Raw genomic sequence first — 26062 nt, 5'->3', positions numbered from 1 at the left:
GACGCTCACAACTCCGGTGCGGGCGGCTGCGCCTCCCCGGTGCGGAAGGCCAGCCGCCCGTCCGCCGCGTCCACCGTCACCCGGCTGCCCCCGGTGATCGTGCCGTTCAGCAGCAGCCGGGACAGCTGGTTGTCCACCTCCCGCTGGATGGTGCGGCGCAGCGGCCGGGCGCCGTACTCCGGCTCGTAGCCGCGCTCGGCCAGCCAGTCGACGGCGGCGCTCGTGAACTCCACCGACACGTCCTGCCCCTCCAGCAGCCGCCGGGTGCTCTCCAGCAGCAGCTCGGTGATCCGCCGCAGCTGTTCGCCCGTCAGCTGCCGGAAGACCACGATCTCGTCGATCCGGTTGAGGAACTCCGGCCGGAAGTGCTCGCGCAACGGCCGCAGGATCTGCTCGCGCCGCGCCTCCTCGTCGGCGTCCGCGCCCCCGGGCCCGAAGCCGATCCCGGCACCGCGCCGGGTGATCGCCTCGGAGCCCAGGTTGCTGGTCATCACGATGACCGTGTTGGTGAAGTCCACCGTGCGGCCCTGGGAGTCGGTCAGCCGGCCGTCGTCCAGCACCTGGAGGAGGATGTTGAAGACGTCCGGGTGCGCCTTCTCCACCTCGTCCAGCAGGAGCAGCGAGTACGGGTACCGGCGCACCACCTCGGTGAGCTGCCCCGCCTCCTCGTGGCCCACGTACCCGGGCGGCGCGCCGACCAGCCGCGAGACGGTGTGCCGTTCCTGGTACTCGCTCATGTCGAGCCGGACCATGCGGTCCTCGCTGCCGAACAGCGCCTCTGCCAGTGCCCGGGCCAGTTCCGTCTTGCCGACGCCGGTCGGGCCGAGGAACAGGAAGCTGCCGATCGGCCGGCGGGGGCTGGCGAGCCCGGCGCGGGAGCGGAGCACCGCCTCGGACACCACGGCGACGGCCTCCTCCTGGCCGACCACCCGCTCGTGCAGGTGCTCCTCCAGGCCGAGCAGCCGCTCCTTCTCCTCCTGGGTCAGCCGGCTGACCGGGATTCCGGTCCGCCGTGACACCACCTCGGCGATGGCCTCCGCCGTCACCTGGAGGTCCTGGCCCTCGTCGGCCCTGTCACCGCCGGACGCCTCGGCGATCCGCTGCTTCAGTTCGGCGATCCGGTCCCGCAGCTGTTTGGCCTGCTCGTAGTCCTCGTCCGCGACCGCCTGGTCCTTGTCCCGGGCCAGCTGCTCGGTCTCGCGCTCCATCGCGCGCACGTCCGTGCCCTTCGTCCGGGCGCCGAGCCGGACCCGGGCGCCCGCCTGGTCGATCAGGTCGATCGCCTTGTCCGGCAGCCGCCGGTCGGTGAGATACCGGTCCGACAGCTCGACGGCGGCGACCAGCGCCTCGTCGGTGTAGCGGACCTGGTGGTGGGCCTCGTACCGGTCGCGCAGGCCGCGCAGGATCTCGATCGTGTCCCCGGCCGTCGGCTCGGGCACCAGGACCGGCTGGAACCGGCGGGCCAGCGCCGCGTCCTTCTCGATCCGGCGGAACTCCTCCAGCGTGGTCGCGCCCACGATGTGCAGCTCCCCCCGGGCGAGGGCGGGCTTGAGGATGTTCCCGGCGTCCATCGCGCCGCCCTCGCCGCCGGAGCCGGCGCCGACGACGGTGTGCAGCTCGTCGATGAACACGATCAGTCGGTCGGAGTGGGCGCGGATCTCCTCCACGATGTTGTTCAGGCGTTCCTCGAAGTCGCCGCGGTAGCGGGTGCCGGCCACCACCCCGGTGAGGTCCAGGGCCACGACCCGGCGGCCGGCGAGGACGTCCGGGACGTCCCCGTCCGCGATCCGCTGGGCCAGGCCCTCCACGATGGCCGTCTTGCCGACGCCCGCGTCACCGATCAGCACCGGGTTGTTCTTGCCGCGCCGCGACAGCACCTCGATGGTCTGCTCGATCTCCGTGTCCCGGCCGATCACCGGGTCGATCCCGCCCTGCCGGGCCAGGTCGGTCAGATCACGGCCGTACTTGTCCAGCGTCGGCGTGCCGGTGGGCCGCTGCCGCCGGCGCTCCGGGCGGGGCTGCGTGCTCTCCGGGGCCTCGGGCGGAAGGCCGCCCGCCGAATACCGGGCCGCGTGCAGGATGTGCCCCGCCGCCGAGTCCGGGTTCGCGGCCAGCGCGCTCAGCACGTGCTCCGGGCCGATGTACCCGGCGCCGCTCGCCCGCGCCATGTCGTGCGCGTCCAGCAGCGCCCGCTTGACCGCCGGGGTCAGCGACAGCGAGGTCGGCGGCGGCGCCTCGCCCGGCGGGTGCTGCACCGGGCCCGCCCGGTCGTCGATCTCGTGGGCGAGCGAGTCCGGGTCCGCGCCCGCCCGGCTGAGCAGGCTCCGGGTGGGCTCGGTCGACACGGCCGCGCGCAGCAGGTGCTGGGTGTCCAGGTCCCGGCTGCCGTGCTCGGCGGCGTACAGGGCCGCTCCTCTGACCAGCTCCCGGGCCGGCTGGCTGAGCAGACGGCCGATGTCGATGTGACGCGGCGCTCCGCCGGAGGCTCCGCCGAAGAAGCGGGCCAGGAATTCGCCGAACGGGTCAGGAGGGTAGCCGTTGGTCATGGCGTGGGTTCCTTCGCTGACGACATGCGGAGCGGCCGGGTAACCCGGGGGTGGGTTGCTCATGCCCACGATGACACGATCCGTGGGGGTGGGCATGTTCGCCCACCCGGGTCCGTCAGGCCGTTTCCCGGGCCGTCAGGACCCTCGGACCGGACTCCGTGATCGCCACGGTGTGCTCGACGTGGGCGGCGCGGGAGCCGTCGTCGGTGCGCAGGGTCCAGCCGTCCGCCGCCGAGTGGTAGCCGTCCCCGCCGCCCGCGATCAGCATGGGCTCGATGGCGAGGACCATGCCGGGGCGCAGGGGGACACCGCGGCCGGGGCGGCCCTCGTTCGGGACCTCCGGCTCCTCGTGCATACGGCGGCCCACGCCATGGCCGCCGAAGCCCTGCGGGATGCCGAAGCCGGCCGTACGGCAGACCCGGCCGACGGCGTGGGCGATGTCGCCGATGCGGTTGCCGGCCACGGCCGCCTCGATGGCCGCGGCCAGCGCCCGCTCGGCGGTCTCGACCAGCCGGAGGTCCGCCGGGCGGGGGCGGCCCACCACGAAGCTGATCGCCGAGTCGCCGACCCAGCCGTCCAGTTCCGCACCGCAGTCGACGGAGAGCAGGTCGCCGTCGCGCAGCCGGTAGCCGGTCGGGATGCCGTGCACGATCGCGTCGTTCACGGAGGCGCAGATCACCGCGGGGAAGGGGGTCGGGGCGAAGGAGGGGCGGTAGCCGAGGAACGGCGAGGACGCGCCCGCCTCGCGCAGCACCTCCCGGGCGACCTCGTCCAGCTCCAGCAGGGAGACGCCGACGCGGGCGGCGTTCCGTACGGCGGTCAGGGCCCGGCCGACGACCCGGCCGGCCTCGTGCATCGCGTCGATCGACGTGGCGGTCTTCAGTTCCATCATGCCAATTACTATACCGGTATTTAAATGGGGTCGCGTCCGGTGCGGCGACGCGAGGCGGTATTAGAATGGGTGCATGGTGCGCACCCCCCTCACCCCGGAAGAGCGCGAACGCGGCGAGCGGCTCGGGCTGCTGCTGCGTGAGGCGCGTGGCGGCCGGAGCATGGCCGAGGTCTCCGCCGAGGCCGGCGTCTCGGCGGAGACGCTCCGCAAGATCGAGACGGGACGGGCGCCGACACCGGCGTTCTTCACCGTGGCCGCGCTGGCGGGCGTTCTCGGCCTGTCGATGGACGAGCTGGTCGCCCGGTGCGCCCTGGTGCCCGTCTGAGGCGCCCGAGCGTCGCGCCGCGCACCGGTCCGTGGCTCGCGGCGACGGTCCGCGCACCGGCCCGGCGCCCGCGATGGAGCGGTCCGCGCACTGCCCGAAAACTCTCCGTAGCACATCCGTAACACCACTGGTGTTGCCTATCGGTCGGAGTGCCGGCGGTCGGGCGGGAGCTGGGCGATGGCTGTGGAACGACTCCCCGACGCGGTAAGGGAGTTCGCGCACCACCTGGACGCCCTCCTGGCGCGCCTGGACCCGCGCGGCGGCTGGAGCGGGGTGTTCTGGCGGCGGGATCCCGCCGGCATGCGCGCCTGCCTGGACGGGCGTGAGGTGCCGCCGTGGGACGTGGTGGAGGCGCTGCTGGAGGACCTGGGCGTGGTGTACGGCACCGCCGCCGCCGCGACCGAACGGGAACGGGCGCGCGCGCTGCACGCGGAGGCGCTCACCGCGTACGACGCCCGGCCCGGCGCCCGCGACGCGCTGGCCGACCGGCTCGACGTCATGCTCCGCGAACAGCGCTACGCCGCGGAACGCCGGGCCGGTCTGACCCGCCTCCTCTCCACCCCGCTCTCCCCGGAGCAGGCCGAGTCCCTCCACCACGACCTCGCCTGGGCCCAGGACGACCACCACCGCGCCACAGCCCGCTGCGCCGAACTCCACGCGCGCCTGCGGCGCCTGGACCGAGGGGCGGGGACCGGAGCAGCCGCCGGCAACCCCGCACGTACACGGGCCGCCGTCACCGTCGCTCGCCCGGCGCACCCCGCCGGGACCCCCGCCGACCGTCCCACTCCGGCTGAACCGGCCGAACCGGTCGTCGATGCCCCGCCCGTCGGCCCCGCTGTCCGGTCCGGCCCCGGACCCGGACTCGGCCGGCAGGCCACGGGTACCTCCGGTGGACCCCGTAAGCGCCGTCGGGGCAGTGCCCGGTTCGCCGGGGCCGGAGAGGGGGACGGGGGCGCCCCGGTCGTCGTGCCGCGGGCGGGCGGGGGCGGCGGGGCGGACGTCGGCGCCGGGCGGCGTACGCCGCGGGGGGCCCGGTTCGCCGGGGTCGAGGAGGTGGGGGAGCCGGTGCGGGCGGAGCCGGTCGCCGTGGACCAACGGGGCGGGGAGGCCGTCGCGCGCACCGTCGCGCGGTTGGCGCGGCTGCGGGCCGAGGGGCGGAGCGGGGAGGCGCACGTGCTGCTGACGGAGGCGGTCCGGTGGCCCGCGGGGCGGTGGCCCCTGCTCGCGGACGCCCTGCACCGGGCGGGGCTCGGCGCCGACTGGGCCACGCTGCTGTGGGAGGCCGCCGCACTGCCCGCCGGACAGCTGGTCGCCGCCGCCGACGCCCTCGCGTCGGCGGGCCGGGACGACGACGGGCGGCAGCTGCTGCGGCAGGGGGTGGCGCGGCCCGCGGAGCAGATCGGCGCGGCCGTGCTGCGGCTGGACGACGAGGGGCGGGGCCGGGAGGCGCGGGCCCTGCTGGACGCCTGCGTGCGCGTCCGTACGCCGGAGGAGGCCGCCCGGTGCGCCGCCGTCGACCCCCCGCGTCTGGTCCCGCTGCTGCTCCAGGCCGCGCTCGGGGTCTCCGACGAGCGGCACTGGGACGTCGTGCACGCATTGCGCGTCGCCGGGCACGCCACGTGACGGGCGGGGGAGAGTAGTGTCCCGGTGTGGGTGGGTATGTCACGGTGAGGGGCCGGTCGTGTCACCCGCAGGAGTGTGAAACGAGATCGACTCAGCGGGTTGACGACGATGGTCTTGGCAAGACCCGCGCGGAGGCTTACTTTCGTCCCTCTACGGTCTGCTCTACGGGCGTAGAGGCTCTGACGTCGTGTCGAAGGAGCAGCTCATGGCCAACGTCGTCCGCGCCGCTCTGGTCCAGGCCACCTGGACCGGCGACACCGAGTCCATGGTGGCGAAACATGAGGAGCACGCCCGCGAGGCGGCCCGCCGGGGCGCCCGGGTCATCGGGTTCCAGGAAGTCTTCAACGCCCCCTACTTCTGCCAGGTCCAGGAGCCGGAGCACTACCGCTGGGCCGAGCCGGTCCCCGACGGCCCGACCGTGCGCCGGATGCGGGAGCTGGCCCGCGAGACCGGCATGGTGATCGTCGTACCGGTCTTCGAGGTCGAGCAGTCCGGCTTCTACTACAACACCGCCGCCGTGATCGACGCCGACGGAAGCTACCTCGGCAAGTACCGCAAGCACCACATTCCCCAGGTCAGGGGCTTCTGGGAGAAGTACTACTTCAAGCCCGGCAACCTGGGCTGGCCCGTCTTCGACACCGCGGTCGGCAAGGTCGGCGTCTACATCTGCTACGACCGGCACTTCCCGGAGGGCTGGCGGCAACTCGGACTGAACGGCGCCCAGCTGGTCTACAACCCCTCCGCCACCCACCGGGGCCTGTCCGCCCACCTGTGGCAGCTGGAGCAGCCCGCCGCGGCCGTCGCCAACGAGTACTTCGTCGCCGCCATCAACCGCGTGGGGCAGGAGGAGTACGGCGACAACGACTTCTACGGAACCTCGTACTTCGTGGACCCGCGGGGGCGGTTCGTGGGGGACGTGGCCGGCGACAAGAGCGAGGAACTCCTCGTCCGCGACCTGGACTTCGACCTCATCGAGGAGGTCCGGCAGCAGTGGGCGTTCTACCGCGACCGCCGCCCCGACGCCTACGAAGGGCTGGTACGGCCGTGACCGACCTCCACTCCCGCCACCGCAGGGTCATGCCCGACTGGCTCGCCCTCTACTACGACGATCCGATCGAGATCACCCACGGCGAGGGGCGGTACGTCTGGGACGCCGCCGGACGCCGCTACCTGGACTTCTTCGGCGGCATCCTGACCACGCTCACCGCGCACGCGCTGCCGGAGGTCACCAAGGCGGTCGGTGAGCAGGCCGGCCGGATCATCCACTCCTCGACTCTCTACCTCAACCGGCCGATGGTCGAACTCGCCGAACGCATCGCCCAGTTGAGCGGCATCCCGGACCCCCGGGTGTTCTTCACGACCTCCGGCACCGAGGCCAACGACACCGCCCTGCTGCTCGCCACCACCCACCGGCGCAGCAACACCGTCCTCGCCATGCGCAACAGCTACCACGGCCGCTCCTTCAGCGCGGTCGGCATCACCGGCAACCGCGTCTGGTCCCCGACCTCCCTGTCCCCGCTGCAGACCCACTACGTCCACGGCGGTGTGCGCACCCGGGGCCCCTTCGCCCACCTCGACGACCGCGCGTTCGTCGAGGCGTGCGTCGCCGATCTGAAGGACGTCCTCGGCCACACCCGCCCGCCGGCCGCGCTGATCGCCGAACCCGTCCAGGGCGTCGGCGGGTTCACCTCACCGCCCGACGGTCTCTACGCCGCGTTCCGCGACGTCCTGAGGGACCACGGGATCCTGTGGATCGCCGACGAGGTGCAGACCGGATGGGGCCGCACGGGCGACCACTTCTGGGGCTGGCAGGCACACGCCCGCAGCGGCCCGCCCGACATCGTCACCTTCGCCAAGGGCATCGGCAACGGCATGTCCGTCGGCGGGGTCGTCGCCCGCGCCGAGATCATGAACTGCCTGGACGCCCAGAGCATCTCCACCTTCGGCGGCACCCAGGTCACCATGGCCGCCGGCCTCGCCAACCTCACCCACCTCCTGGAACACGATCTCCAGGGCAACGCCCGGCGCGTCGGCGGGCTGCTCATCGAGCGGCTGCGGGCGGTCGCCGCCCAGCTGCCCGGGGTGCGCGAGGTGCGCGGACGCGGGCTGATGATCGGCGTCGAACTGGTCCGGCCGGGCACGGACGAGGCCGACCCGCAGGCCGTCGCCGCCGTGCTGGAGGCGGCACGGGAGGGCGGGCTGCTCCTCGGCAAGGGCGGCGGCCACAGCACCACCGCCCTGCGGATCACCCCGCCGCTGTCGCTGACCGTCTCCGAGGCCGAGGAGGGTGCGGCGATCCTGGAACACGCGCTGAGGAGCACGTACTAGAGAACGGCCGAGGAGCACGTACGAGAGAACAGGTGTACGGCCATGAGCATCACCCCGGAGTCCCGGCCCGCCCCGGAACCCGCCCTGTCCGTGCGCCAGGTGCTCACCCTGGAGCGGGTGCTCGCCGGGGAACCGGAGGTGGTGGCGGGCCGGGACCAGCTGGACCGGCCGGTGCGCTGGGTGCACGTCGCCGAGGCCGCCGACGTCGGGGTGATGCTCAGCGGCGGCGAGATGGTCCTCACCACCGGTGTGCTGCTCGCCGGCGACGAGGCCCGGCAGACCGAGTACATCCAGTCCCTGCACCGGGCGGAGGCGGCGGCCGTCGTCCTCGGCCTCGGCCGGGCCTTCCCCGCGCCGCCCGAGGTGATGCGCCGGGCCGCCGAGCGGTGCGGACTGCCCCTGGTCGTCCTGCACCGGCCGTTCCCCTTCGCCGAACTGACCGAGGAGGTCCAGTCCCGGCTGGTCCGGCGGAAGTACGCCGCGATCAGCCTGTCGGAGACCGTCCGCACCGCGCTCACCGCACTGATCACGGCGGGCACCCCGCTGCAAGGGCTCCTCGACGAGATCGCCCGGCACAGCGGGTGCCCGGTCGTCGTCACCAACCTCGCCCACCGGGTCCTCGGCACGGCGGGCGAGCGTCCCGCGGTGGACGACGTGCTGCGCGACTGGGAACGGATCGCCCGGCAGGCCGGCGGCAACGCGGGCGACGGCTGGATCCGCGCCGAACTCGGCGGACGCGGCGAGCGCTGGGGCCGGCTGCTGCTGTGCGGCCACCGGGGCGACCCGGCCACCGGGCGGCTGCTCGCCGACCGGGCCGCCGAGGCCCTGGTGCTGCACCGGATGCTCGGCGGCACCGCCGCGCACAGCTGGGAGGAGCAGTCCGCGCAGAGCCTGCTGACCGACCTCGTCTCCGGCGTCGTACCGGCCCGGCAGCTGCTGCCCCGGGCCCGCGCGGCCGGACTGCCGGTGAACCGGAGGACGTTCGTGCCGCTCGTCGTCCAGGGCCGCGACCCGGAGCGGCTGGACCGGGTGCTGCGGCTGCTGGGGCTGCCCGGCATCGCCGCCGAACTCGCCGACGGGACCGCCGCCGTGCTGCTCAGCCTCGCCCGCGACCAGGACGCCGGGACGCTCACCACGCACTTCGCGACGCGGCTGCGGGCCGGGTCCGAGGCCGTGGTCGCCGCCGCCGACCCCCGCACCGCCTGGGAGGACGTGCCGGCCGGACTGCGTGAGGCCCGGCATGTCGCCGACGCCGTCGCCGGCTCCGCGGCCGCCCTCGACCTGCCGGCCGTCGTCCGGCTCAAGGACGTCCACCTGCGCGGCCTGATCCGGCTGCTGCGCGACGACCCCCAGGTGCAGTCCTTCGCCGAGCGCGAGCTGGACGGGCTGCTGTGCGAGGCCGAACCGGAGCTGCTGAACGTCCTGCGGACCTATCTGGCCACGGGCCGCAACAAGTCCCGCACCGCCCAGCTCCACCACGTCTCCCGGCCCGCCCTCTACCGCCGCCTGGAGGCCATACAGGCCCGCCTCGGTGTCGACCTGGACGACTTCGAACAGGCGGCCTCCGTGCACATCGCGCTCCTCGCGCACGACGCGCAACAGGGATGACAGATGCGACGACCTGCGACAACGGCGGTGAAACATGGGCCCGGGCACGCGTGACACAGTGGCACGCCGACCACCCGCGAACGTGACACGCTGCCAGTCCAACCGGCCGTCCGGGCTACCTACGCTCAGCGCACACCGAGCTACCGGAGGTCACGATGAGCCGAGTGATCCGTGCCGCCCTCTTCCAGACCGCCTGGACGGGCGACAAGGAGTCCATGATCCGGGTGCACGAGCAGGCGGCCCGCGACGCCGCCGCCCAGGGCGCCCAGGTCCTCTGCTTCCAGGAGCTGTTCTACGGCCCCTACTTCTGCCAGGTCCAGGACAAGGCGTTCTACGAGTACGCCGAGCGGATCCCCCAGGGCCCGACCGTGCGGCGCTTCCAGTCCCTCGCCCGCGAACTGGGCATCGTCCTGGTCCTGCCCATGTACGAGGAGGAGCAGCCGGGCGTCCTCTACAACACCGCCGCCGTGATCGACGCGGACGGCTCCTACCTCGGCAAGTACCGCAAGACGCACATCCCGCAGGTCCGGGGATTCTGGGAGAAGTTCTACTTCCGCCCGGGCAACAGCGGCTGGCCCGTCTTCGACACCGCCGCCGGCCGGATCGGCGTCTACATCTGCTACGACCGCCACTTCCCGGAGGGCTGGCGGGCGCTCGGCCTCGCCGGCGCCGAGATCGTCTTCAACCCCTCGGCCACCTCACGCGGCCTGTCCCGCTACCTGTGGCAGCTGGAACAGCCGGCGGCGGCCGTCGCCAACGAGTACTTCGTCGGCGCGATCAACCGGGTCGGCGTGGAGGACCTCGGCGACAACGACTTCTACGGGACCACCTACTTCGTGGACCCGGAGGCCCGGTTCGTGGGCGAGGTCGCAAGCGACAAGGAGACCGAACTCGTCGTCCGCGACCTGGACCTGGCCGCACTCCGCGAGGTCCGCGACCGCTGGCAGTTCTACCGCGACCGGGCGCCGGGGGCCTACGGACCGCTGACCGCGCCCTGACGGCACCGTCGACAGAGGGAGCAGCATGAGCAGCCGTACCGTCATCCGCGGTGGTCTCGTCATCACCGCGTCCGACGAGATCCACGCCGACGTCCTCATCGAGGACGGCCGCATCGCCGCCCTCGCCACGCCCGGTTCCCAGAGCTGGAGCGCGGACCGCACCATCGACGCCACCGGCAGGTACGTCATCCCGGGCGGCGTCGACGCCCACACCCACATGGAGCTGCCGTTCGGCGGCACCCACGCCTCCGACACCTTCGAGACCGGCACCCGGGCCGCCGCCTGGGGCGGTACGACGACCATCGTCGACTTCGCGGTGCAGAGCGTCGGCCACACCCTGCGCGAGGGCCTGGACACCTGGCACGCCAAGGCCGAGGGAAACTGCGCGATCGACTACGCCTTCCACATGATCGTCTCCGATGTGAACGAGGAGACGCTCAAGGAGATGGATCATCTGATCGAGGAGGGCGTCACCTCGTTCAAGCAGTTCATGGCGTATCCCGGGGTCTTCTACAGCGACGACGGGCAGATCCTGCGCGCCATGCAGCGCGCCGCCGGGAACGGCGGGCTGATCATGATGCACGCCGAGAACGGCATCGCCATCGACGTGCTCGTGGAACAGGCGCTGGCCCGGGGCGAGACCGACCCGCGCCACCACGGCGAGGTCCGCAAGGCCCTGCTGGAGGCCGAGGCCACCCACCGGGCCATCCGCCTCGCCCAGGTCGCCGGCGCCCCCCTGTACGTCGTGCACGTCTCCGCGACGGAGGCGGTCGCCGAGCTGGCGCGGGCCCGCGACGAGGGGCTGAACGTCTTCGGCGAGACCTGCCCGCAGTACCTCTTCCTGTCCACCGACAACCTCGCCGAACCCGGCTTCGAGGGCGCCAAGTACGTGTGCAGCACCCCGCTGCGGCCCCGCGAGCACCAGGCCAGGCTGTGGCAGGGCCTGCGCACCAACGACCTCCAGGTGGTCTCCACCGACCACTGCCCCTTCTGCTTCACCGGCCAGAAGGAACTCGGCCGCGGCGACTTCTCGAAGATCCCCAACGGTCTGCCGGGCGTCGAGAACCGCATGGACCTGCTCCACCAGGCCGTCGTGGACGGACACATCTCGCGCCGCCGCTGGATCGAGATCGCCTGCGCCACCCCGGCCCGGATGTTCGGCCTGTACCCGAAGAAGGGCACCATCACCCCGGGCGCCGACGCGGACGTCGTCATCTACGACCCGCACGCCGAACAGGTGATGTCCGCCGCGACCCACCACATGAACGTCGACTACTCCGCGTACGAGGGCAAGCGGGTCACCGGCCGTGTCGAGACGGTGCTGTCGCGCGGTGAACTCGTCATCGACCAGCGGGAGTACGCCGGACGCGCCGGACACGGCGTCTTCACCCCGCGCGCCACCTGTCAGTACCTGAACCAGGAGTGACGCCCCATGGACTTCGGACTCGTCCTCCAGACCGACCCGCCCGCCTCGCGCGTCGTCAGCCTGATGAAACGGGCCGAGCGCAACGGCTTCCGCTACGGCTGGACCTTCGACTCGGCCGTGCTGTGGCAGGAACCGTTCGTGATCTACAGCCAGATCCTGGCGAACACACAGAGGCTGACGGTCGGCCCGATGGTCACCAACCCGGGCACCCGCACCTGGGAGGTCACCGCCTCCACGTTCGCCACCCTCAACGACATGTTCGGCAACCGCACCGTCTGCGGCATCGGCCGCGGCGACTCCGCGATGCGCGTCGCGGGCCGCAAACCCAACACCCTCGCCCGGATCAGCGAGGCCATGAAGGTCATCCGCGCCCTCGGCCGCGGCGAGGAGGCCGACCTCGGCGGCACGAAGATCCGCTTCCCGTGGATCAGGGAGGGCGCCGAACTCCCCGTCTGGATGGCCGCGTACGGGCCGAAGGCACTGAAGATGACCGGCGAGGAGGCCGACGGGTTCATCCTCCAGCTCGCCGACCTGTACCTGACCGAGTACATGGTGAAGGCCGTCAAGGACGCCGCCGTCGCCGCCGGCCGTGACCCGTCCGAGGTGACGATCTGCGTCGCCGCCCCGGCCTACGTCACCGAGGACGACTCGCCCGAGGCCCTCGCGCACGCCCGCGACCAGTGCCGCTGGTTCGGCGGCATGGTCGGCAACCACGTCGCCGACCTGGTCGCCAAGTACGGTGAGCACTCCGACCGGGTGCCCGAGGAACTCACCGACTACATCAGGGCCCGGCAGGGCTACGACTACGCCCACCACGGACGCAGCGGCAACCCGGACACCGCCTTCGTGCCCGACGAGATCGTGGACCGCTTCTGCGTCATCGGCCCGGTCGCGAAACACATCGAGAAACTCACCGCGCTGCGCGCCCTGGGCGTCGACCAGTTCGCGGTGTACGACATGCACGACGCCCAGGAAGCCACCATCGACGCCTACGGAACACGGGTGATCCCGGCCGTCAACTCCTGACCCCCGCTCCCCGACCCCCCCCCGCGCCCCTCCTGGTCCCCCCTCCCCGCCGTCCCGGGGAGGGGGCTGGTGCCCCCACGGCCATTCCCGATCCCTCCCTCCCCGATTGGCCAGCCCATGACCGACACCGCTCCCACCGCCGTACCGATATCCGGCCAGGTCACCCTCCCCGACGGGCGCGTGGAACTCGCCCCCGGCACACCGCCGCCCAGCGGCCCCTACGCCAACGAGGACCTCCTCCCGGTCCCTGCCGCGGGGCGCACCTGGACCACGTACAACTTCTCCGCCCTGTGGGTCGGCATGGCCCACAACACCGCCTCCTGGACCCTGGCGTCCGGGCTGATCGCCGTGGGCATGGACTGGAAGCAGGCGGTGTTCACCATCGCCCTCGCCAACCTGGTCGTCCTGGTGCCGATGCTGCTGACCGGGCACGCGGGCCCCAAGTACGGCATCCCCTTCCCGGTCTTCGCCCGGGCCTCCTTCGGCGTGCGCGGCGCCAACCTGCCCGCCGTGGTCCGGGCGTTGGTGGCGTGCGGCTGGTTCGGCATCCAGACCTGGATCGGCGGCGAGGCGATCTACTTCCTCGCCGGGAAACTGATCGGCGAGGGCTGGCGGAACGCCTCGCACATCGGCGGACACGCCTGGACCATGTGGCTGTCCTTCGCGCTCTTCTGGGCGGTCCAGGTCGCGATCATCCACCGCGGCATGGAGACCGTCCGCCGCTTCGAGAACTGGGCCGCGCCCTTCGTCCTCGTCGGCGCGTTCGTCATGTTGGGGTGGATGAGCGGCAAGGCCGGCGGCTTCGGCCCGCTCTTCGACCAGCCGTCGAAGCTGGGCTGGGGCGGCGACTTCTGGAAGCTGTTCTGGCCTTCCCTCATGGGCATGATCGGCTTCTGGTCCACGTTGTCGCTGAACATCCCCGACTTCACCCGCTACGGCAGGAGCCAGCGGGCGCAGACCTGGGGCCAGGCCCTCGGCCTGCCGACCACGATGACCCTCTTCGCGTTCCTCTCCGTGCTGGTCACCTCCGGCTCGCAGGCGGTGTACGGCGAACCGGTCTGGGACCCGGTGCAGTTGGCGGCGAAGACGGACAACGCGGCCGGGCTGCTCTACGCGCTCGTGACCGTCCTCGTGGCCACCCTGTCCGTGAACATCGCGGCGAACCTCGTCTCCCCGGCCTTCGACTTCTCCAACGTCGCCCCCAGGAAGGTCGGTTTCCGCACCGGCGCCCTGATCACCGCGGTCCTCGCCGTGCTGATCTGCCCGTGGAAGCTGTACTCCGACCCGCAGGGCTACATCTTCACCTGGCTGGGCCTGGTCGGCGGGCTCCTCGGCACGGTCGCGGGCATCCTCGTCGCGGACTACTGGCTGCTGCGCCGCACCCGGCTGGACCTCGCCGACCTGTACCGGCAGGGCGGACGCTACTGGTACGCGGGCGGCTGGAACTGGCGGGCGGTCGTCGCCTTCCTGGCCGGCGGTGTCCTGGCGGTCGGCGGCGCGGACTTCCGGCCCCTGATCGACGGACGCCCCGTCCCCGCGCTGGCCTCCCTCGCCGACTACGGCTGGGCGGTGGGCCTGGCCACCTCACTGGTGCTGTACCTGACCCTGACCCGGCTCGTACCCCCGCGACCGGCCTCACCCTGACGACGACGCCCGGTCCCGGCCCGCCGGCGTACGGTTCAGCCCTGGCCGCCGCCCAGCGCGGCCACCGCGGACTTCGCCGCCTTGATGGCCCCCTTGTTGATCTCGTCCGTGTCGGGGGCCTTCCTGGTCTCGAAGTCGCTGCCGTTGTAGGTGACGACGACGAGTGCGTTGGCTGCGCGCACCATGACCACGCCCTCACGGGTCTGCTGCTTGTCCTCCGTGGTGAGGTTCACGACGGAGTAGGCGCTGTCCCCGAGCCCCGGCACGGTCCCGCCGCCGCTCTTCTCGGCGACCCGCTGCCCGTACTCCTTCCCGGCCGCGTCGGCCGACTCGGCGATCTCATACGACACGTCGAGCCAGCGGTAGTCGTAGCCCTTGAGGGCGTTCCAGGAGCAGGTGCGGCGCAGCGCGGTGTCGGTGGACGGGATCTCCTTGCCGGCCGTCTTCGCGCCCGGGACCAGCGACTTGACCGTGGCCGCGGGCACCGCGACGCAGGGGGAGGGCGCGGTGGAGTACGTCTTCGCCGCCCCGGAGGACGACGACGGGGCAGCGGAGGAGGGCGCGGCAGGCGCCTTCCCGGCCGTCTGGTGCACGGCCGCGGCCGGCGGTGCGGCCGGTCCGGACGACAGCGCCCAGCCGGCGCAGGCGAGCACCGCGACCGGCGACAGACGCGCGGTGAGGGTGAGCGGCAGAGGAAGGGAACGCACGGCGCACTTCTCGTGGGGGAGGGGGTGCGGAGAGGTCCGCAGGGTGGACGGGGACGACAGTGTCACATGCCTGCCTGTGGGGCGGAAGTGCCAACGCGCTCCGTGCCCGGGCGGTCACGACGGCTCGCGCCCGCTGTCCGTCTTTGCCCCTTATCTACCGTGCCCCCGCTCGCCGTTCGCGGGCTACGGCACCCTCGCCGTCCACTGTGCGGAGGTGAACTTGGTGCGCGCCAGCTCCTCCGCGCGGACCAGTTCGGCGTCGGTCACCCTGCCCGGCGCCAGGCCGTAGCGCGCGCGGAAGGACTCGATCATCCGGTCGATGACGGCCTCCCGGGGCAACCCCGTCTGCCGCCGCAGCGGATCGACCCGCTTCTTTGCGCTCCTCGTCCCCTTGTCGGACAGCTTCTCCCGCCCGATCCGCAGCACCTCTACCATTTTGTCCGCGTCGATGTCGTACGACATGGTCACGTGGTGCAGCACCGCGCCCGGGCCGCCGTCCGGTCCGACGATCCGCTTCTGCGCCGCGCCCGCGATCTTGCCCTGGTCCGTGGCGATGTCGTTCAGCGGCTGGTACCAGGCGCGGATCCCCATGTCGCCGAGGGCGCCCAGCACCCAGTCGTCCAGATAGGCGTAGCTGTCCTGGAAGGACAGGCCCTGCACGAGGGACTCGGGCACCGACAGCGAGTAGGTGATCGTGTTGCCCGGCTCCACGAACATCGCGCCGCCGCCGGAGATCCGCCGCACCACCTCGACGCCGTGCCGGGCGGCGCCCTCCGGGTCCACCTCGTTGCGCAGCGACTGGAAACTGCCGATGATCACCGCCGGGGCGCCCCACTCCCACACCCGCAGCGTCGGAGGCCGCCGGCCCGCGGCCACCTCGGCGGTCAGCACCTCGTCCAGCGCCATGTGCAGGGCCGGCGGCTGCGCGGCCTCGTGGATCAGCTGCCAGTCGTAGTCCGTCCAGTCCGTGGCGTGCGCGAGCGCCCGGCGCACCGCGATGCCGACGCCCTCCGAGGTCAGGCCGTACATCACCGTCCCCGCGGGGAGCGCCGCGTCGATCCGCGCGGCCAGCCCCGCCGCGTCGGTGTCCGCGGGGGCGCCCTCCAGCGCGCCGTTCACCGCGTCCAGCGCCTCGTCCGGCTCCAGGAAGAAGTCCCCCGCCACACGCACCCGCCGCAGCACGCCGTCCTCGACGTCCACGTCCACGACGACGAGCTTGCCGCCGGGCACCTTGTACTCACCGTGCACTTCCCACGCCTCCGTTCCTGCCGCACGAGATCAACGTCCGGCCCGGCCGGGGTGTTCCCGGACGCACCGGACGACTCGCCGCGCACCGGACGACTCGCCCCGCACCGCGGCCGGCAGGGACCCCGCCGTCCCGGCCGCCGGGCGGAGGGGCCGGGCCGTCGGGACGGTCCGGGCCGCCCGGGAGCGTGGGGGCCGGCCGGCACGCTCCGGACCGGTCGAGTCCGTCGGCCGGGTCCGCAGCGCCGGGCGGCACGGGGCTCAGGCGGCCAGGTGGCCGGGGGCGAAGTGACCAGGTGGGGAGTGTGAGGTGGGGAGGTGCGAGGTGGCGAGGTGGTCAGGCGGTCGGGTGGCCGGACGGTCAGGCCTCCTTCAGCGTGTGGGCCATGCGCGCGCACTCCTCCATCGGCGACAGGATCCCCAGCAGCGTCCGGAGCGCGGCGGCGATCTTCCGGCTCGGCCCGCGCAGCCGGAGGGATTCGGTTCCGTGCTCCTGTTCCTCGGCGGGACCGGTAGCGTCCACGAAGCCGGGCCACTCGCGATCGTTTCCGTTCACCGCCTTTCCTCTCCTGCCTGTTGGGGCCCATCCTCGGATCAAGGTCCACCACCGACGCGCACCACCACTGTGACCGTGCCGGCGTTCTCCCGGCACCCGCGAACTCCGAGGTGAGATATGGAATTCACGACCCGCCCCACTCTCGGAGGGACTTTCGGCATGGTCTCCTCCACCCACTGGCTCGCCTCCCAGTCGGCGATGGCGGTCCTGGAGGACGGCGGCAACGCCTTCGACGCGGCCGTCGCCGGCGCGTTCGTGCTCCACGTCGTGGAGCCGCACCTCAACGGGCCGGCCGGAGAGGTGCCGATCCTGCTCGCCCCGGCCGGCGGCGAGGTGCGCGTGCTGTGCGGGCAGGGCGTGGCCCCGGCGGGCGCCACGGCGGCCCACTACCGCGGGCTCGGACTGGACCTCGTACCGGGTACCGGACCGCTCGCCGCCGCCGTGCCCGGCGCCTTCGACGCCTGGCTGCTGCTCCTGCGCGACCACGGCACCAAACCCCTGGACGACGTCCTGAAGTACGCCATCGGGTACGCGGAACACGGGCACCCGCCGGTGGAGAACGTCGGTCTGACCGTCGACAGCGTACGGCGGTTGTTCGAGACCGAGTGGACCTCCTCCGCCGAGGTGTACCTGCCCGGCGGCCGGGCACCCCGCCCCGGCGCCCTGCTGCGCAACCCCGCCCTCGCCGCCACCTGGAAGCGACTGCTGGCCGAGGCCGCCCACGCGCGCGGGCGGGAGGCCCGGATCGACGCCGCGCGCGAGGTGTGGCGCTCCGGCTTCATCGCCGAGGCCCTCGTACGGCAGTCCCGGCGGCCCACCATGGACACCAGCGGCGAGCGGCACACCGGCACGCTCACCGAGGCCGACCTCGCCGGCTGGTCGGCGACTTACGAGACCCCGGTGACGTACGACTGGAACGGCTGGACCGTGTGCAAGGCCGGCCCCTGGAGCCAGGGCCCCGTCCTGCTCCAGCAACTCGCCCTGCTCCCGCCCGAGCTGCCCGCCCACGGCTCCGCCGACTACGTCCACCTGCTGATCGAGGGCTGCAAACTCGCCATGGCCGACCGCGAGGCCTGGTACGGCGACGCCGCCGAGGTCCCCCTCGCGGACCTGCTGTCGGACGACTACAACGCCGTACGGCGGTCCCTCGTCGGCGAGAAGGCCGACCACGGACTGCGGCCCGGCAGCCCCGGCGGACGCATCCCGCGGCTGCCCGCGCTCGCACACGCGCGCGTGCCGGACGGCACCGGGCCCGGCTTCGACCCGATGGGCGCCGGTGAGCCGACCGTCGCCGCCGACGGAACGACCCGCGGCGACACCTGCCACCTGGACGTCGTCGACCGCTGGGGCAACATGATCGCGGCCACGCCCAGCGGGGGCTGGCTCCAGTCCAACCCCGTCGTCCCCGAGCTGGGCTTCCCCCTCGGCACCCGGCTGCAGATGACCTGGCTGGAGGAGGGCCTGCCGGGCTCGCTCACCCCCGGCCGCCGGCCCCGCACCACCCTCACCCCGTCCCTCGCGCTGCGCGACGGCGTACCGGTCATGGCGTTCGGCACGCCCGGCGGCGACCAGCAGGACCAGTGGCAGCTGCACTTCTTCCTCGCCGCGGTCCTGCGCGCCCCCGTCCGCGGCGGCCTCGACCTGCAGGGCGCCATCGACGCCCCGAACTGGCACAACGACAGCTTCCCCAGCTCCTTCCACCCGCGCGGCCGCCGCCCCGGCAGTGTGACCCTGGAGTCCCGCACCGACCCCGCGGTGATCGAGGAGCTACGGCGGCGCGGCCACGACGTCACCCTCGGCCCCGCCTGGTCCGAGGGGCGGCTGTGCGCGGTGGCCAGGGACCCGGAGACAGGCGTCCTGTCGGCGGCGGCCAACCCGCGCGGGATGCAGGGCTACGCGGTGGGCCGCTGAGCGGGCCGCTGACGACGGCACCGGGGCCGGCCGCCGGCCGTGCCGGTCCCGTGCCGCCGTACGCCGACGGGACCGGCCCCGCGCCCGCCTTCGCCGGCAGCGGCCTCCCCGTGCTCCGCTGCCCGCTCCCGCCCCCTCCGCGCCCGAGGGCCCCACGAGACTCGTCCGGCGACGGCGCCGCCCCCGCTCTTCATCCGGATTCCACCCCGCGTCCACGGGCCGGCGGCGGGGATTGTCAGTGGGGCGTGCTCTCATGGGGCACATGATCGAAGAAACGGAAACCATCGAGGAGTTTCTCGCCCGCTGCTCGGCCGACGTGGAGGAGGCGGTCCGCAAGGCCGCCGCGGCCGAGATCCTGCCCCGCTTCCGCTGCCTGGCCGCACACGAGGTCGACCGGAAGAGCGGCCCGCACGACCTGGTGACGGACGCCGACCGCCTCGCCGAGCTGCGGCTCACCGAGGACCTCGGCTCCCTGCTGCCCGGATCGGTGGTCGTCGGCGAGGAGGCGGTGCACGCCGACCCGGCGGTCTACGGGGCGCTCCAGGGCGACACGCCGGTCTGGATCGTCGATCCGGTGGACGGCACCCGCCAGTTCGTGCACGGCGACGACGGCTTCTGCACCCTGGTGGCGCTCGTGCACCGCGGCGTCGTGCTCGCCTCCTGGACCTACGCGGCGGCGCGCGACCAGTTCGCCACCGCCGTCCGCGGACAGGGCGCCTTCCTCGACGGGCGGCGGCTGTCCGCGGGCGCGCCGGCCCCCGGCCGGGACCTCGTCGTCGCCACCTCCCACCCGGACTACACCACCGACGACCAGAAGCGCGCCCTGCGCCCCCTGTGGACCGACGGCCTCGCCCCACGCCCCTGCGGCTCCGCGGGCCTGGAGTACCTCGCCGTCGCCCGGGGCGAGCTGGACGCCGTGGCCTTCTCCTGGGAGGCCGCCTGGGACCACGCGGCCGGCCTGCTCCTGGTCGAGGAGGCGGGCGGCACGCACCTCACGCTGAGCGGCGAGCCGTTCCGCGTCACCGGAGGCAACGCCCTGCCGTTCACCGCCGCCCGGGACGAGGCCACCGCCCGCCGGATCACCGGCCTGCTGCGTACGGCCGCCTGAGCCCTCAGGGGCCACCCGGGCCGGGGGAGTGTCAGTCCCCCGGCATATCCTGATCCCGAATGGCCGTCGGCTGACGAAGGGGTCCGAAGGTGCCGTCGATGCTCGATGCGGTCGTGGTGGGTGCGGGGCCGAACGGACTGACCGCAGCCGTGGAGCTGGCCCGCCGCGGCTTCTCCGTGGCCCTGTTCGAGGCGAAGGCCACCGTGGGCGGCGGTGCCCGCACCGAGGAACTGACCCTGCCCGGCTTCCGGCACGACCCGTGCTCGGCCGCGCACCCCCTCGGTGTCAACTCCCCGGCGTTCCGCGCGATGCCCCTCGACCGGTACGGCCTGGAGTGGCTGCACGCCCCGCTGCCGATGGCCCACCCGTTCTCGGACGGCAGCGCGGCCGTGCTGTCCCGGTCGGTGGCCGAGACCGCCGCCTCCTTCGGACCGCGCGACGCGGGCCCGTACCGCAGACTGGTCGAGCCGCTGCTCGCCCGATGGGACACCCTGGTCCGGGACTTCATGTCCCTGCCGCTGACCGCGCTCCCGCGCGACCCCGTCACCCTGGCCCGCTTCGGCCTGGCCGGCCTCCCGCCGTCCACCTGGCTGATGCGCCGCTTCCACGACGAGCGGGTGAAGGCCCTGTTCGCCGGTCTGGTCGCCCATGTGATGGCACCGCTGGGCGGTCTCGCCACCAGCGCCATCGGACTGGTCTTCGCGCTCTCCGCGCACGCCCGCGGCTGGCCGGTGCCCCGCGGCGGCTCCCAGGCCATCTCCGACGCCCTCGCCGCCTACCTGACCGACCTCGGCGGCGCCGTCCACACCGACTACGAGGTCAAGCGGCTGGACGACCTGCCGCCCGCGCGCGCGTACGTCTTCGACACCTCGCCCGCCGCGCTCGCCCGCATCGCCGGCTTCGGCGACTACTACACGAACTACCGCTACGGCCCCAGCGTCTTCAAGATCGACTACGCGCTGGACGGCCCGGTGCCGTGGACCGCGCCCGAGGCCCGCACCGCCGGCACCGTCCAGATCGGCGCGTCCCAGGCCGAGATCGGCACCGCCCTGCGCGCCGCCTCCCGGGAGGGCCGCGCCCCCGACAAGCCGTTCATGATCACCGTGCAGCCCAGCGTGGCCGACCCCGGACGCGCCCCCGAGGGCAAGCACGTCTTCTGGGCCTACGGCCATGTCCCCAACAGCTGGTCGGGCGACCTCACCGACGCCATGGAACGCCAGCTGGAGCGTTTCGCCCCCGGCTTCCGCGACCGGGTGCTCGCCCGTGCCACCGCCGGCCCCGCCGAGATGGCCTCCCGCAACGCCAACTACGTCGGCGGCGACATCGCCTGCGGCGCGGCCTCCGGACTCCAGCTGCTGCTGCGCCCCAGACTCTCCCTGTTCCCGTACCACACCCCCCACCCGGCCGTCTTCATCTGCTCCTCGGCCACCCCGCCCGGCCCCGGTGTGCACGGCATGTCGGGCCACAACGCGGCCAAGGCCGTCTGGCGGAGACTGAGGCAGACATGACCACCATCACCCTCGTCCGCGGCGACATCACCCGGCAGCGCGCCGACGCGATCGTCAACGCGGCCAACTCCTCCCTCCTCGGCGGCGGAGGCGTGGACGGGGCGATCCACCGCCGCGGCGGCCCCGCCATCCTGGAGGAGTGCCGCGCCCTGCGCGCCTCCCGGTACGGCAAGGGCCTCCCCACCGGCCAGGCCGTCGCCACCACGGCGGGCGCGCTGGACGCCCGCTGGGTGATCCACACCGTGGGCCCCGTCCACCAGGAGCCGGACGCTGATCCCGCCCTGCTCGCCTCCTGCTACCGGGAGTCGCTCCGCGTGGCCGACGAGCTGGGCGCCCGGACGGTCGCCTTCCCGGCGATCTCCACCGGTGTGTACCGGTGGCCGATGGACGACGCGGCCCGCATCGCGGTGGAGACGGTGCGGAACACGCCGACGGCGGTCGAAGAGGTCCGGTTCGTCCTCTTCGACGACCGTGCGTACGACGCGTTCGCCCGGCACACCGGCTGACGCGCGCCACGGTCGGCGTGGGGCCGCCGCCTCACCCGAACGGCGTAGTTCCCGATGCGCCCGGCCGCTGCCTGGCCAACGCTCGGAGTGCCCGTCCGCTCCGCGCGAGCGGGTCGGTCCCGACGGCACGGGGGAAGCAGAAAGGACACGCTCATGAGCCAGGCAGCGCAGCCCACCGGACCCGCCTCCCCGGGCGGCTCGCGGCCACCGCGGCAGCCCGGGGCCCGGACCGGCGGCTGGGTGACGGGCGGTGTCACCTTCGCCGGAGTACTGATGGCGTGCAGCGGCATCCTCGCCATCCTCCAGGGAATCGCCGCGATAGCCGGGAACGACGTGTACTTCCGCATCGGCGCCTACGTCTACAAGATGAACCTCACCGGCTGGGGCACGGTCCACATCATCATCGGCGCCCTGGTCCTGCTGACCGGCATCGGCCTGCTCATGGACATGGCCTGGGCCCGCTTCGCCGGACTGTTCCTCGTCTCGCTCAGCCTGATCGCCCAGTTCCTCTTCCTTCCCTACCAGCCCGTCTGGTCGTTCGTCCTGATGGCGATCGACGTCTTCGTGATCTGGGCCCTGGCGTCCCGTCAGGAAGCGGCGAGCTGAGGTCCGGACGGCCGGTCCAGCCCAGCACGCGCAGCGCCCGGCCGGGCAGCGCCACATCCTCCGCGACGAGCGGCCGGCACTCCACGCCGTGCGCGAGCGCGGCCGCGGCGAACTCCGTGTCGGGCACGGCCGAGGCGTACGTACCGTCAGGTGCGGGCCGGCCGCGGCTCCGTGCGCCCGCGCACCGGGGAGGTGCTCGGCGAGGGCGGCGGTCATCGCGTCCGGGCGCCCGCGGGGGCGTCCGCGCACCGTCCTGAGGTGCCGCTCCGGTTCACCCGACTCCATCAGACTGGCCGGCACCGGCTGCGCAGCACCGCGCCGCCCAGGTCGCTGACGCGCTCGGCGTCGGTCAGCGCGGCACGGTACCGGGCCGGTGCCACCAGCCGGCCGATCCGCGGCGCCGGCGCCGGCGCGAGCAGCTTCGACACGCTGCCCAGGTGGCAGACCCGGCCGGCCGGCAGGGCGCGCAGCGCGGGGACCGGCGGGCGGCCCGCAGCGGTGCTCGGCGTCGCGGTCGTGCTCCGGGACCAGGCCGCCGTCGCCCGCCCGCTCCGGCAGCTCGCGCCGGCGTTCGCCGCTCGTCGTCATGCCCGTGAAAGACCCGCCGCAGCGCGCCCTCCTTCCGCGGCCGGCACGGCAGCGACTCCGAGGCGGACCGGTACCGCGCCGGACGCAGCCCGGTCCGGGTGAAGGGCCGCCGCCGGGCCGGCACCTCCGGGAACTCGCCCTCGGCGGTCCCCGCCGGCCGGGCCAGGGCCCGGCCGGTGTACGCGGCAGCGCGCCGCCGGGTGTCGGCGGGGGCGTGGACGCCGGTGGCGTGGAGCGCGCCGGCGACCGGTTCGGGGAACGCGGCCCGGGTCTCCTCGCACGCCGGAACCGCACGCACGTCGAAACGCTCGGCAGGACCTCCCCGGTGAACGGGCCGGGGACCAGGGATCACCCGCCCTGCCGGGCCCTCGGTACGGCGACAGCGCCGGAGACGGCCCGGATGCCAGGTCCACAAGTCCGCGTGACATCATCGGCCGGGTCCGGGACCGTCCCACGAGGAGCACGAGGAGCACGAGAAACACGATGAACCCCGCTCTGCTGGACGACTTCTCCCTGGAGATGACCGGCAAGGACGTGCCCGGTCTCGAAGAGGCCCGCGACAGCATCCCGCCGGGCACCCGGATCAACATCACCTTCCTGGCCGGCGAGGACACCGGCACCCGGCTGCGGGCCGCCCGCGCGGTCAAGCGGCTCGGTTTCGTCCCCGTACCGCACATCTCCGCGCGCCGGCTGCCCTCCCGGCCCGCCCTGGAGGAGTTCCTCGCCGGGCTGGCGGCCGACGGCACCGCCGGGAACGTGTTCCTCGTCGGCGGCGACCCCGCCCGGCCCGAGGGCCCCTACGAGGACGCCCTCGCCGTCCTGCGCACCGGGCTGCTGCGCGGCCACGGCGTCCGGCACGTCGGCATCACCGGCTACCCCGAGGGCCACCCCGGCATCGCCGACCCGGCGCTGTGGGCCGCGCTCACCGACAAGGCGGCGGTCATCGGGGCGGAACGGTTCACCGGGGACGTCATCACCCAGTTCGGTTTCGACGTCGACCCGGTCCTCGCCTGGCTGGAGGCCCTCCGCGCGCGGGGCGTGCACCTGCCCGTCCGCATCGGCGTCCCCGGACCGGCCGGTGTGCGCCGGCTGCTCGGCTACGCCACCCGGTTCGGCGTCGGCACCAGCGCGTCCGTGGCCCGCAAGTACGGGTTCTCGCTGACCAACCTCATGGGCACGACCGGCCCGGACCGGTTCCTGCGCACGCTCGCCGAGCGGTACGACCCCGACCGGCACGGCACCGTGAAGGTGCACTTCTACACCTTCGGCGGACTGCGGGCCACCGCCGAGTGGATCACCCGGTTCCGCCAGGACGCACCCGCGGTCAGCAGGGGCTGACCGGTTCCCTGGCCAGGCCCACGTACGTGTCGGATTTCCGCCAGCGCCGGGGGCGCGCGGTGGCCGATGCTTGACCCATGCAGACAGGGATGCACCTCGACCGGGAGCGCTGCGTACGTGCCGTGCGGTCCAAGGACGCGCGGTTCGACGGCTGGTTCTTCACGGCCGTCCTGACCACGGGGATCTACTGCCGGCCGAGCTGCCCGGTCGTACCGCCCAAGCCGGAGAACATGACGTTCCACCCGAGCGCCGCCGCCTGTCAGCAGGCCGGCTTCCGGGCCTGCAAGCGCTGCCGCCCCGACACCAGCCCCGGCTCCCCGGAGTGGAACCGGCGCGCCGACCTGGTGGCCCGGGCCATGCGGCTGATCGCCGACGGGGTCGTGGACCGCGAGGGCGTACCCGGACTCGCCGCCCGGCTCGGCTACAGCACCCGGCAGGTGGAGCGGCAGCTCCTCGCCGAGCTGGGCGCCGGTCCCCTCGCGCTCGCCCGCGCCCAGCGGGCCCAGACCGCGCGGCTGCTCGTCGAGACCACCACGCTGCCCATGGCGGAGATCGCGTTCGCGGCCGGCTTCTCCTCCATCCGCACCTTCAACGACACCGTCCGCGAGGTCTTCGCCCTGCCGCCGGGCGAGCTGCGCGCCCGTGCGCCCAAGAGCGGTGCCGGCACCCCGGGCGTGCTCACCCTGCGGCTGCCGTTCCGCCCCCCGCTCAACCCGTCCAACCTCTTCGGCCACCTCGCCGCCACCGCCGTACCCGGCGTCGAGGAATGGCGGGACGGCGCCTACCGGCGCACGCTCAGCCTGCCGTACGGGCACGGCATCGTCGCCCTCGCGCCCCGACCCGACCACATCGCCTGCCGCCTCACCCTCGGCGACCTGCGCGACCTGACCGTGGCCATCAACCGCTGCCGGCGCCTGCTCGACCTGGACGCCGACCCGGTGGCGGTCGACGGCCACCTGCGCACGGACCCCCTCCTCGCGCCCCTGGTCGACAAGGAACCGGGCCGCCGCGTGCCGCGCACGGTCGACGAGGCCGAGTTCGCCGTCCGGGCCGTCCTCGGCCAGCAGGTCTCCACGGCCGCCGCCCGCACCCACGCGGCCCGCCTGGTCACCGCCCACGGCAAGCCCCTGGACGACCCCGAGGGCGGACTCACCCACCTCTTCCCGTCCCCCGAGGCACTGGCCGCGGTGGACCCCGGCACCCTGGCCATGCCCCGCACCCGGCGCACGACCTTCACCACCCTCGTCCGTGAGCTCGCCGACGGCGGACTCCGCCTGGGGATGGAGTCGGACTGGGCGGAGGCCCGCGCCCGGCTCCTGGACCTGCCCGGCTTCGGGCCCTGGACGGTCGACGTCATCGCCATGCGCGCCCTCGGCGACCCCGACGCCTTCCTCGCCACCGACCTCGGGATCCGGCGCGCCGCGGGGGAGCTGGGCCTGCCCGCCACCCCGGCCGCGCTCACCGCCCGCGCCGAGGCCTGGCGGCCCTGGCGGGCCTACGCGGTCCAGTACCTGTGGGCGACCGACAGCCACCCGATCAACTTCCTGCCCGTATAAGGACCTCGCGAGGACTT

At 73.6% G+C, this 26062-nt stretch carries 22 protein-coding genes; 16 read left to right on the top strand and 6 right to left on the bottom strand.

All coding sequences use genetic code 11. The features are described from left to right. Positions 1–5: 5 nt before the first annotated feature. A complete protein-coding gene (locus tag ACZ7N4_RS13750) occupies positions 6–2546 on the bottom strand; it encodes an ATP-dependent Clp protease ATP-binding subunit (protein WP_471358013.1) in 2541 nt (846 codons plus the stop codon). Between the two features lie 115 nt (positions 2547–2661). Beyond that, positions 2662–3438, bottom strand: coding sequence for a type I methionyl aminopeptidase (gene map, locus ACZ7N4_RS13745; RefSeq protein WP_471357674.1), 777 nt, complete (start codon positions 3436–3438; stop codon positions 2662–2664). A 73-nt stretch (positions 3439–3511) separates the two neighbouring features. Here map and ACZ7N4_RS13740 point away from each other — a divergent pair, with 73 nt between their 5' ends. The 9 genes from ACZ7N4_RS13740 to ACZ7N4_RS13700 all read left to right on the top strand — a co-directional run bounded on the left by ACZ7N4_RS13740 (position 3512) and on the right by ACZ7N4_RS13700 (position 14416). Next, positions 3512–3763: a helix-turn-helix domain-containing protein gene (locus ACZ7N4_RS13740; RefSeq protein WP_471357672.1), complete on the top strand. Its 252-nt coding sequence runs from the start codon at positions 3512–3514 to the stop codon at positions 3761–3763. A 177-nt stretch (positions 3764–3940) separates the two neighbouring features. After that, positions 3941–5386, top strand: a complete 1446-nt coding sequence (locus ACZ7N4_RS13735; RefSeq protein ID WP_471357669.1) for a hypothetical protein — start codon at positions 3941–3943, stop codon at positions 5384–5386. 205 nt (positions 5387–5591) lie between these two features. Further along, entirely contained in the window at positions 5592–6434 is an 843-nt protein-coding gene (locus tag ACZ7N4_RS13730; RefSeq protein ID WP_471357667.1) for a nitrilase-related carbon-nitrogen hydrolase, read from the top strand. A gap of 29 nt (positions 6435–6463) precedes the next feature. Continuing rightward, a complete protein-coding gene (locus ACZ7N4_RS13725; RefSeq protein WP_471358011.1) occupies positions 6464–7714 on the top strand; it encodes an aspartate aminotransferase family protein in 1251 nt (416 codons plus the stop codon). A 42-nt stretch (positions 7715–7756) separates the two neighbouring features. After that, on the top strand, positions 7757–9322 hold the full coding sequence (locus ACZ7N4_RS13720) for a PucR family transcriptional regulator (RefSeq protein WP_471357664.1): 1566 nt from the start codon (positions 7757–7759) through the stop codon (positions 9320–9322). A 155-nt stretch (positions 9323–9477) separates the two neighbouring features. Further along, positions 9478–10320, top strand: coding sequence for a nitrilase-related carbon-nitrogen hydrolase (locus ACZ7N4_RS13715; protein WP_471357662.1), 843 nt, complete (start codon positions 9478–9480; stop codon positions 10318–10320). A gap of 25 nt (positions 10321–10345) precedes the next feature. Further along, the gene (gene hydA, locus ACZ7N4_RS13710) at positions 10346–11746 is read left to right on the top strand and encodes a dihydropyrimidinase (protein WP_471357660.1); all 1401 of its coding nucleotides are present in this window, start codon (positions 10346–10348) and stop codon (positions 11744–11746) included. Positions 11747–11752: 6 nt separating this feature from the next. Next, complete coding sequence (locus ACZ7N4_RS13705) at positions 11753–12772, top strand: TIGR03842 family LLM class F420-dependent oxidoreductase (RefSeq protein WP_471357658.1); 1020 nt, start codon at positions 11753–11755, stop codon at positions 12770–12772. A gap of 117 nt (positions 12773–12889) precedes the next feature. Beyond that, complete coding sequence (locus ACZ7N4_RS13700) at positions 12890–14416, top strand: NCS1 family nucleobase:cation symporter-1 (RefSeq protein WP_471357655.1); 1527 nt, start codon at positions 12890–12892, stop codon at positions 14414–14416. A gap of 35 nt (positions 14417–14451) precedes the next feature. Here the strand turns inward: ACZ7N4_RS13700 and ACZ7N4_RS13695 are convergent, their stop codons facing one another. The 3 genes from ACZ7N4_RS13695 to ACZ7N4_RS13685 form a co-directional block, all read right to left on the bottom strand. Then, entirely contained in the window at positions 14452–15123 is a 672-nt protein-coding gene (locus ACZ7N4_RS13695; protein ID WP_471357652.1) for a hypothetical protein, read from the bottom strand. A 183-nt stretch (positions 15124–15306) separates the two neighbouring features. Beyond that, a complete protein-coding gene (locus ACZ7N4_RS13690; RefSeq protein WP_471357649.1) occupies positions 15307–16371 on the bottom strand; it encodes a lipoate--protein ligase family protein in 1065 nt (354 codons plus the stop codon). Positions 16372–16729: 358 nt separating this feature from the next. Then, positions 16730–16924, bottom strand: a complete 195-nt coding sequence (locus ACZ7N4_RS13685; RefSeq protein WP_471357647.1) for a hypothetical protein — start codon at positions 16922–16924, stop codon at positions 16730–16732. A 117-nt stretch (positions 16925–17041) separates the two neighbouring features. Between ACZ7N4_RS13685 and ACZ7N4_RS13680 the strand changes: the two genes are divergently transcribed. The 5 genes from ACZ7N4_RS13680 (at position 17042) to ACZ7N4_RS13660 (ending at position 22563) form a co-directional block, all read left to right on the top strand. Further along, positions 17042–18835, top strand: coding sequence for a gamma-glutamyltransferase family protein (locus tag ACZ7N4_RS13680; RefSeq protein WP_471357644.1), 1794 nt, complete (start codon positions 17042–17044; stop codon positions 18833–18835). A gap of 262 nt (positions 18836–19097) precedes the next feature. Further along, positions 19098–19943, top strand: a complete 846-nt coding sequence (locus ACZ7N4_RS13675; RefSeq protein WP_471357642.1) for an inositol monophosphatase family protein — start codon at positions 19098–19100, stop codon at positions 19941–19943. An 89-nt stretch (positions 19944–20032) separates the two neighbouring features. Then, the gene (locus ACZ7N4_RS13670; RefSeq protein ID WP_471357640.1) at positions 20033–21451 is read left to right on the top strand and encodes a phytoene desaturase family protein; all 1419 of its coding nucleotides are present in this window, start codon (positions 20033–20035) and stop codon (positions 21449–21451) included. After that, a complete protein-coding gene (locus ACZ7N4_RS13665) occupies positions 21448–21957 on the top strand; it encodes an O-acetyl-ADP-ribose deacetylase (protein ID WP_471357638.1) in 510 nt (169 codons plus the stop codon). Before ACZ7N4_RS13670 ends, ACZ7N4_RS13665 begins: the two co-directional genes overlap by 4 nt. A gap of 153 nt (positions 21958–22110) precedes the next feature. Beyond that, entirely contained in the window at positions 22111–22563 is a 453-nt protein-coding gene (locus ACZ7N4_RS13660) for a DUF7144 family membrane protein (protein WP_471357635.1), read from the top strand. Positions 22564–22847: 284 nt separating this feature from the next. Here the strand turns inward: ACZ7N4_RS13660 and ACZ7N4_RS13655 are convergent, their stop codons facing one another. Beyond that, positions 22848–22991 carry a hypothetical protein gene (locus ACZ7N4_RS13655; protein WP_471357633.1) on the bottom strand — a complete coding sequence of 48 codons (144 nt, stop codon included), beginning with the start codon at positions 22989–22991 and terminating at the stop codon, positions 22848–22850. Positions 22992–23634: 643 nt separating this feature from the next. Here ACZ7N4_RS13655 and ACZ7N4_RS13650 point away from each other — a divergent pair. Beyond that, positions 23635–24489 carry a methylenetetrahydrofolate reductase gene (locus tag ACZ7N4_RS13650; RefSeq protein WP_471357630.1) on the top strand — a complete coding sequence of 285 codons (855 nt, stop codon included), beginning with the start codon at positions 23635–23637 and terminating at the stop codon, positions 24487–24489. A 77-nt stretch (positions 24490–24566) separates the two neighbouring features. Next, positions 24567–26045, top strand: coding sequence for an AlkA N-terminal domain-containing protein (locus ACZ7N4_RS13645; protein WP_471357627.1), 1479 nt, complete (start codon positions 24567–24569; stop codon positions 26043–26045). Positions 26046–26062 lie beyond the last annotated feature (17 nt).

This window comes from Streptomyces sp. NPDC107654 (assembly GCF_055639035.1).
This window is presented reverse-complemented; position numbering and strand designations above follow the sequence as displayed.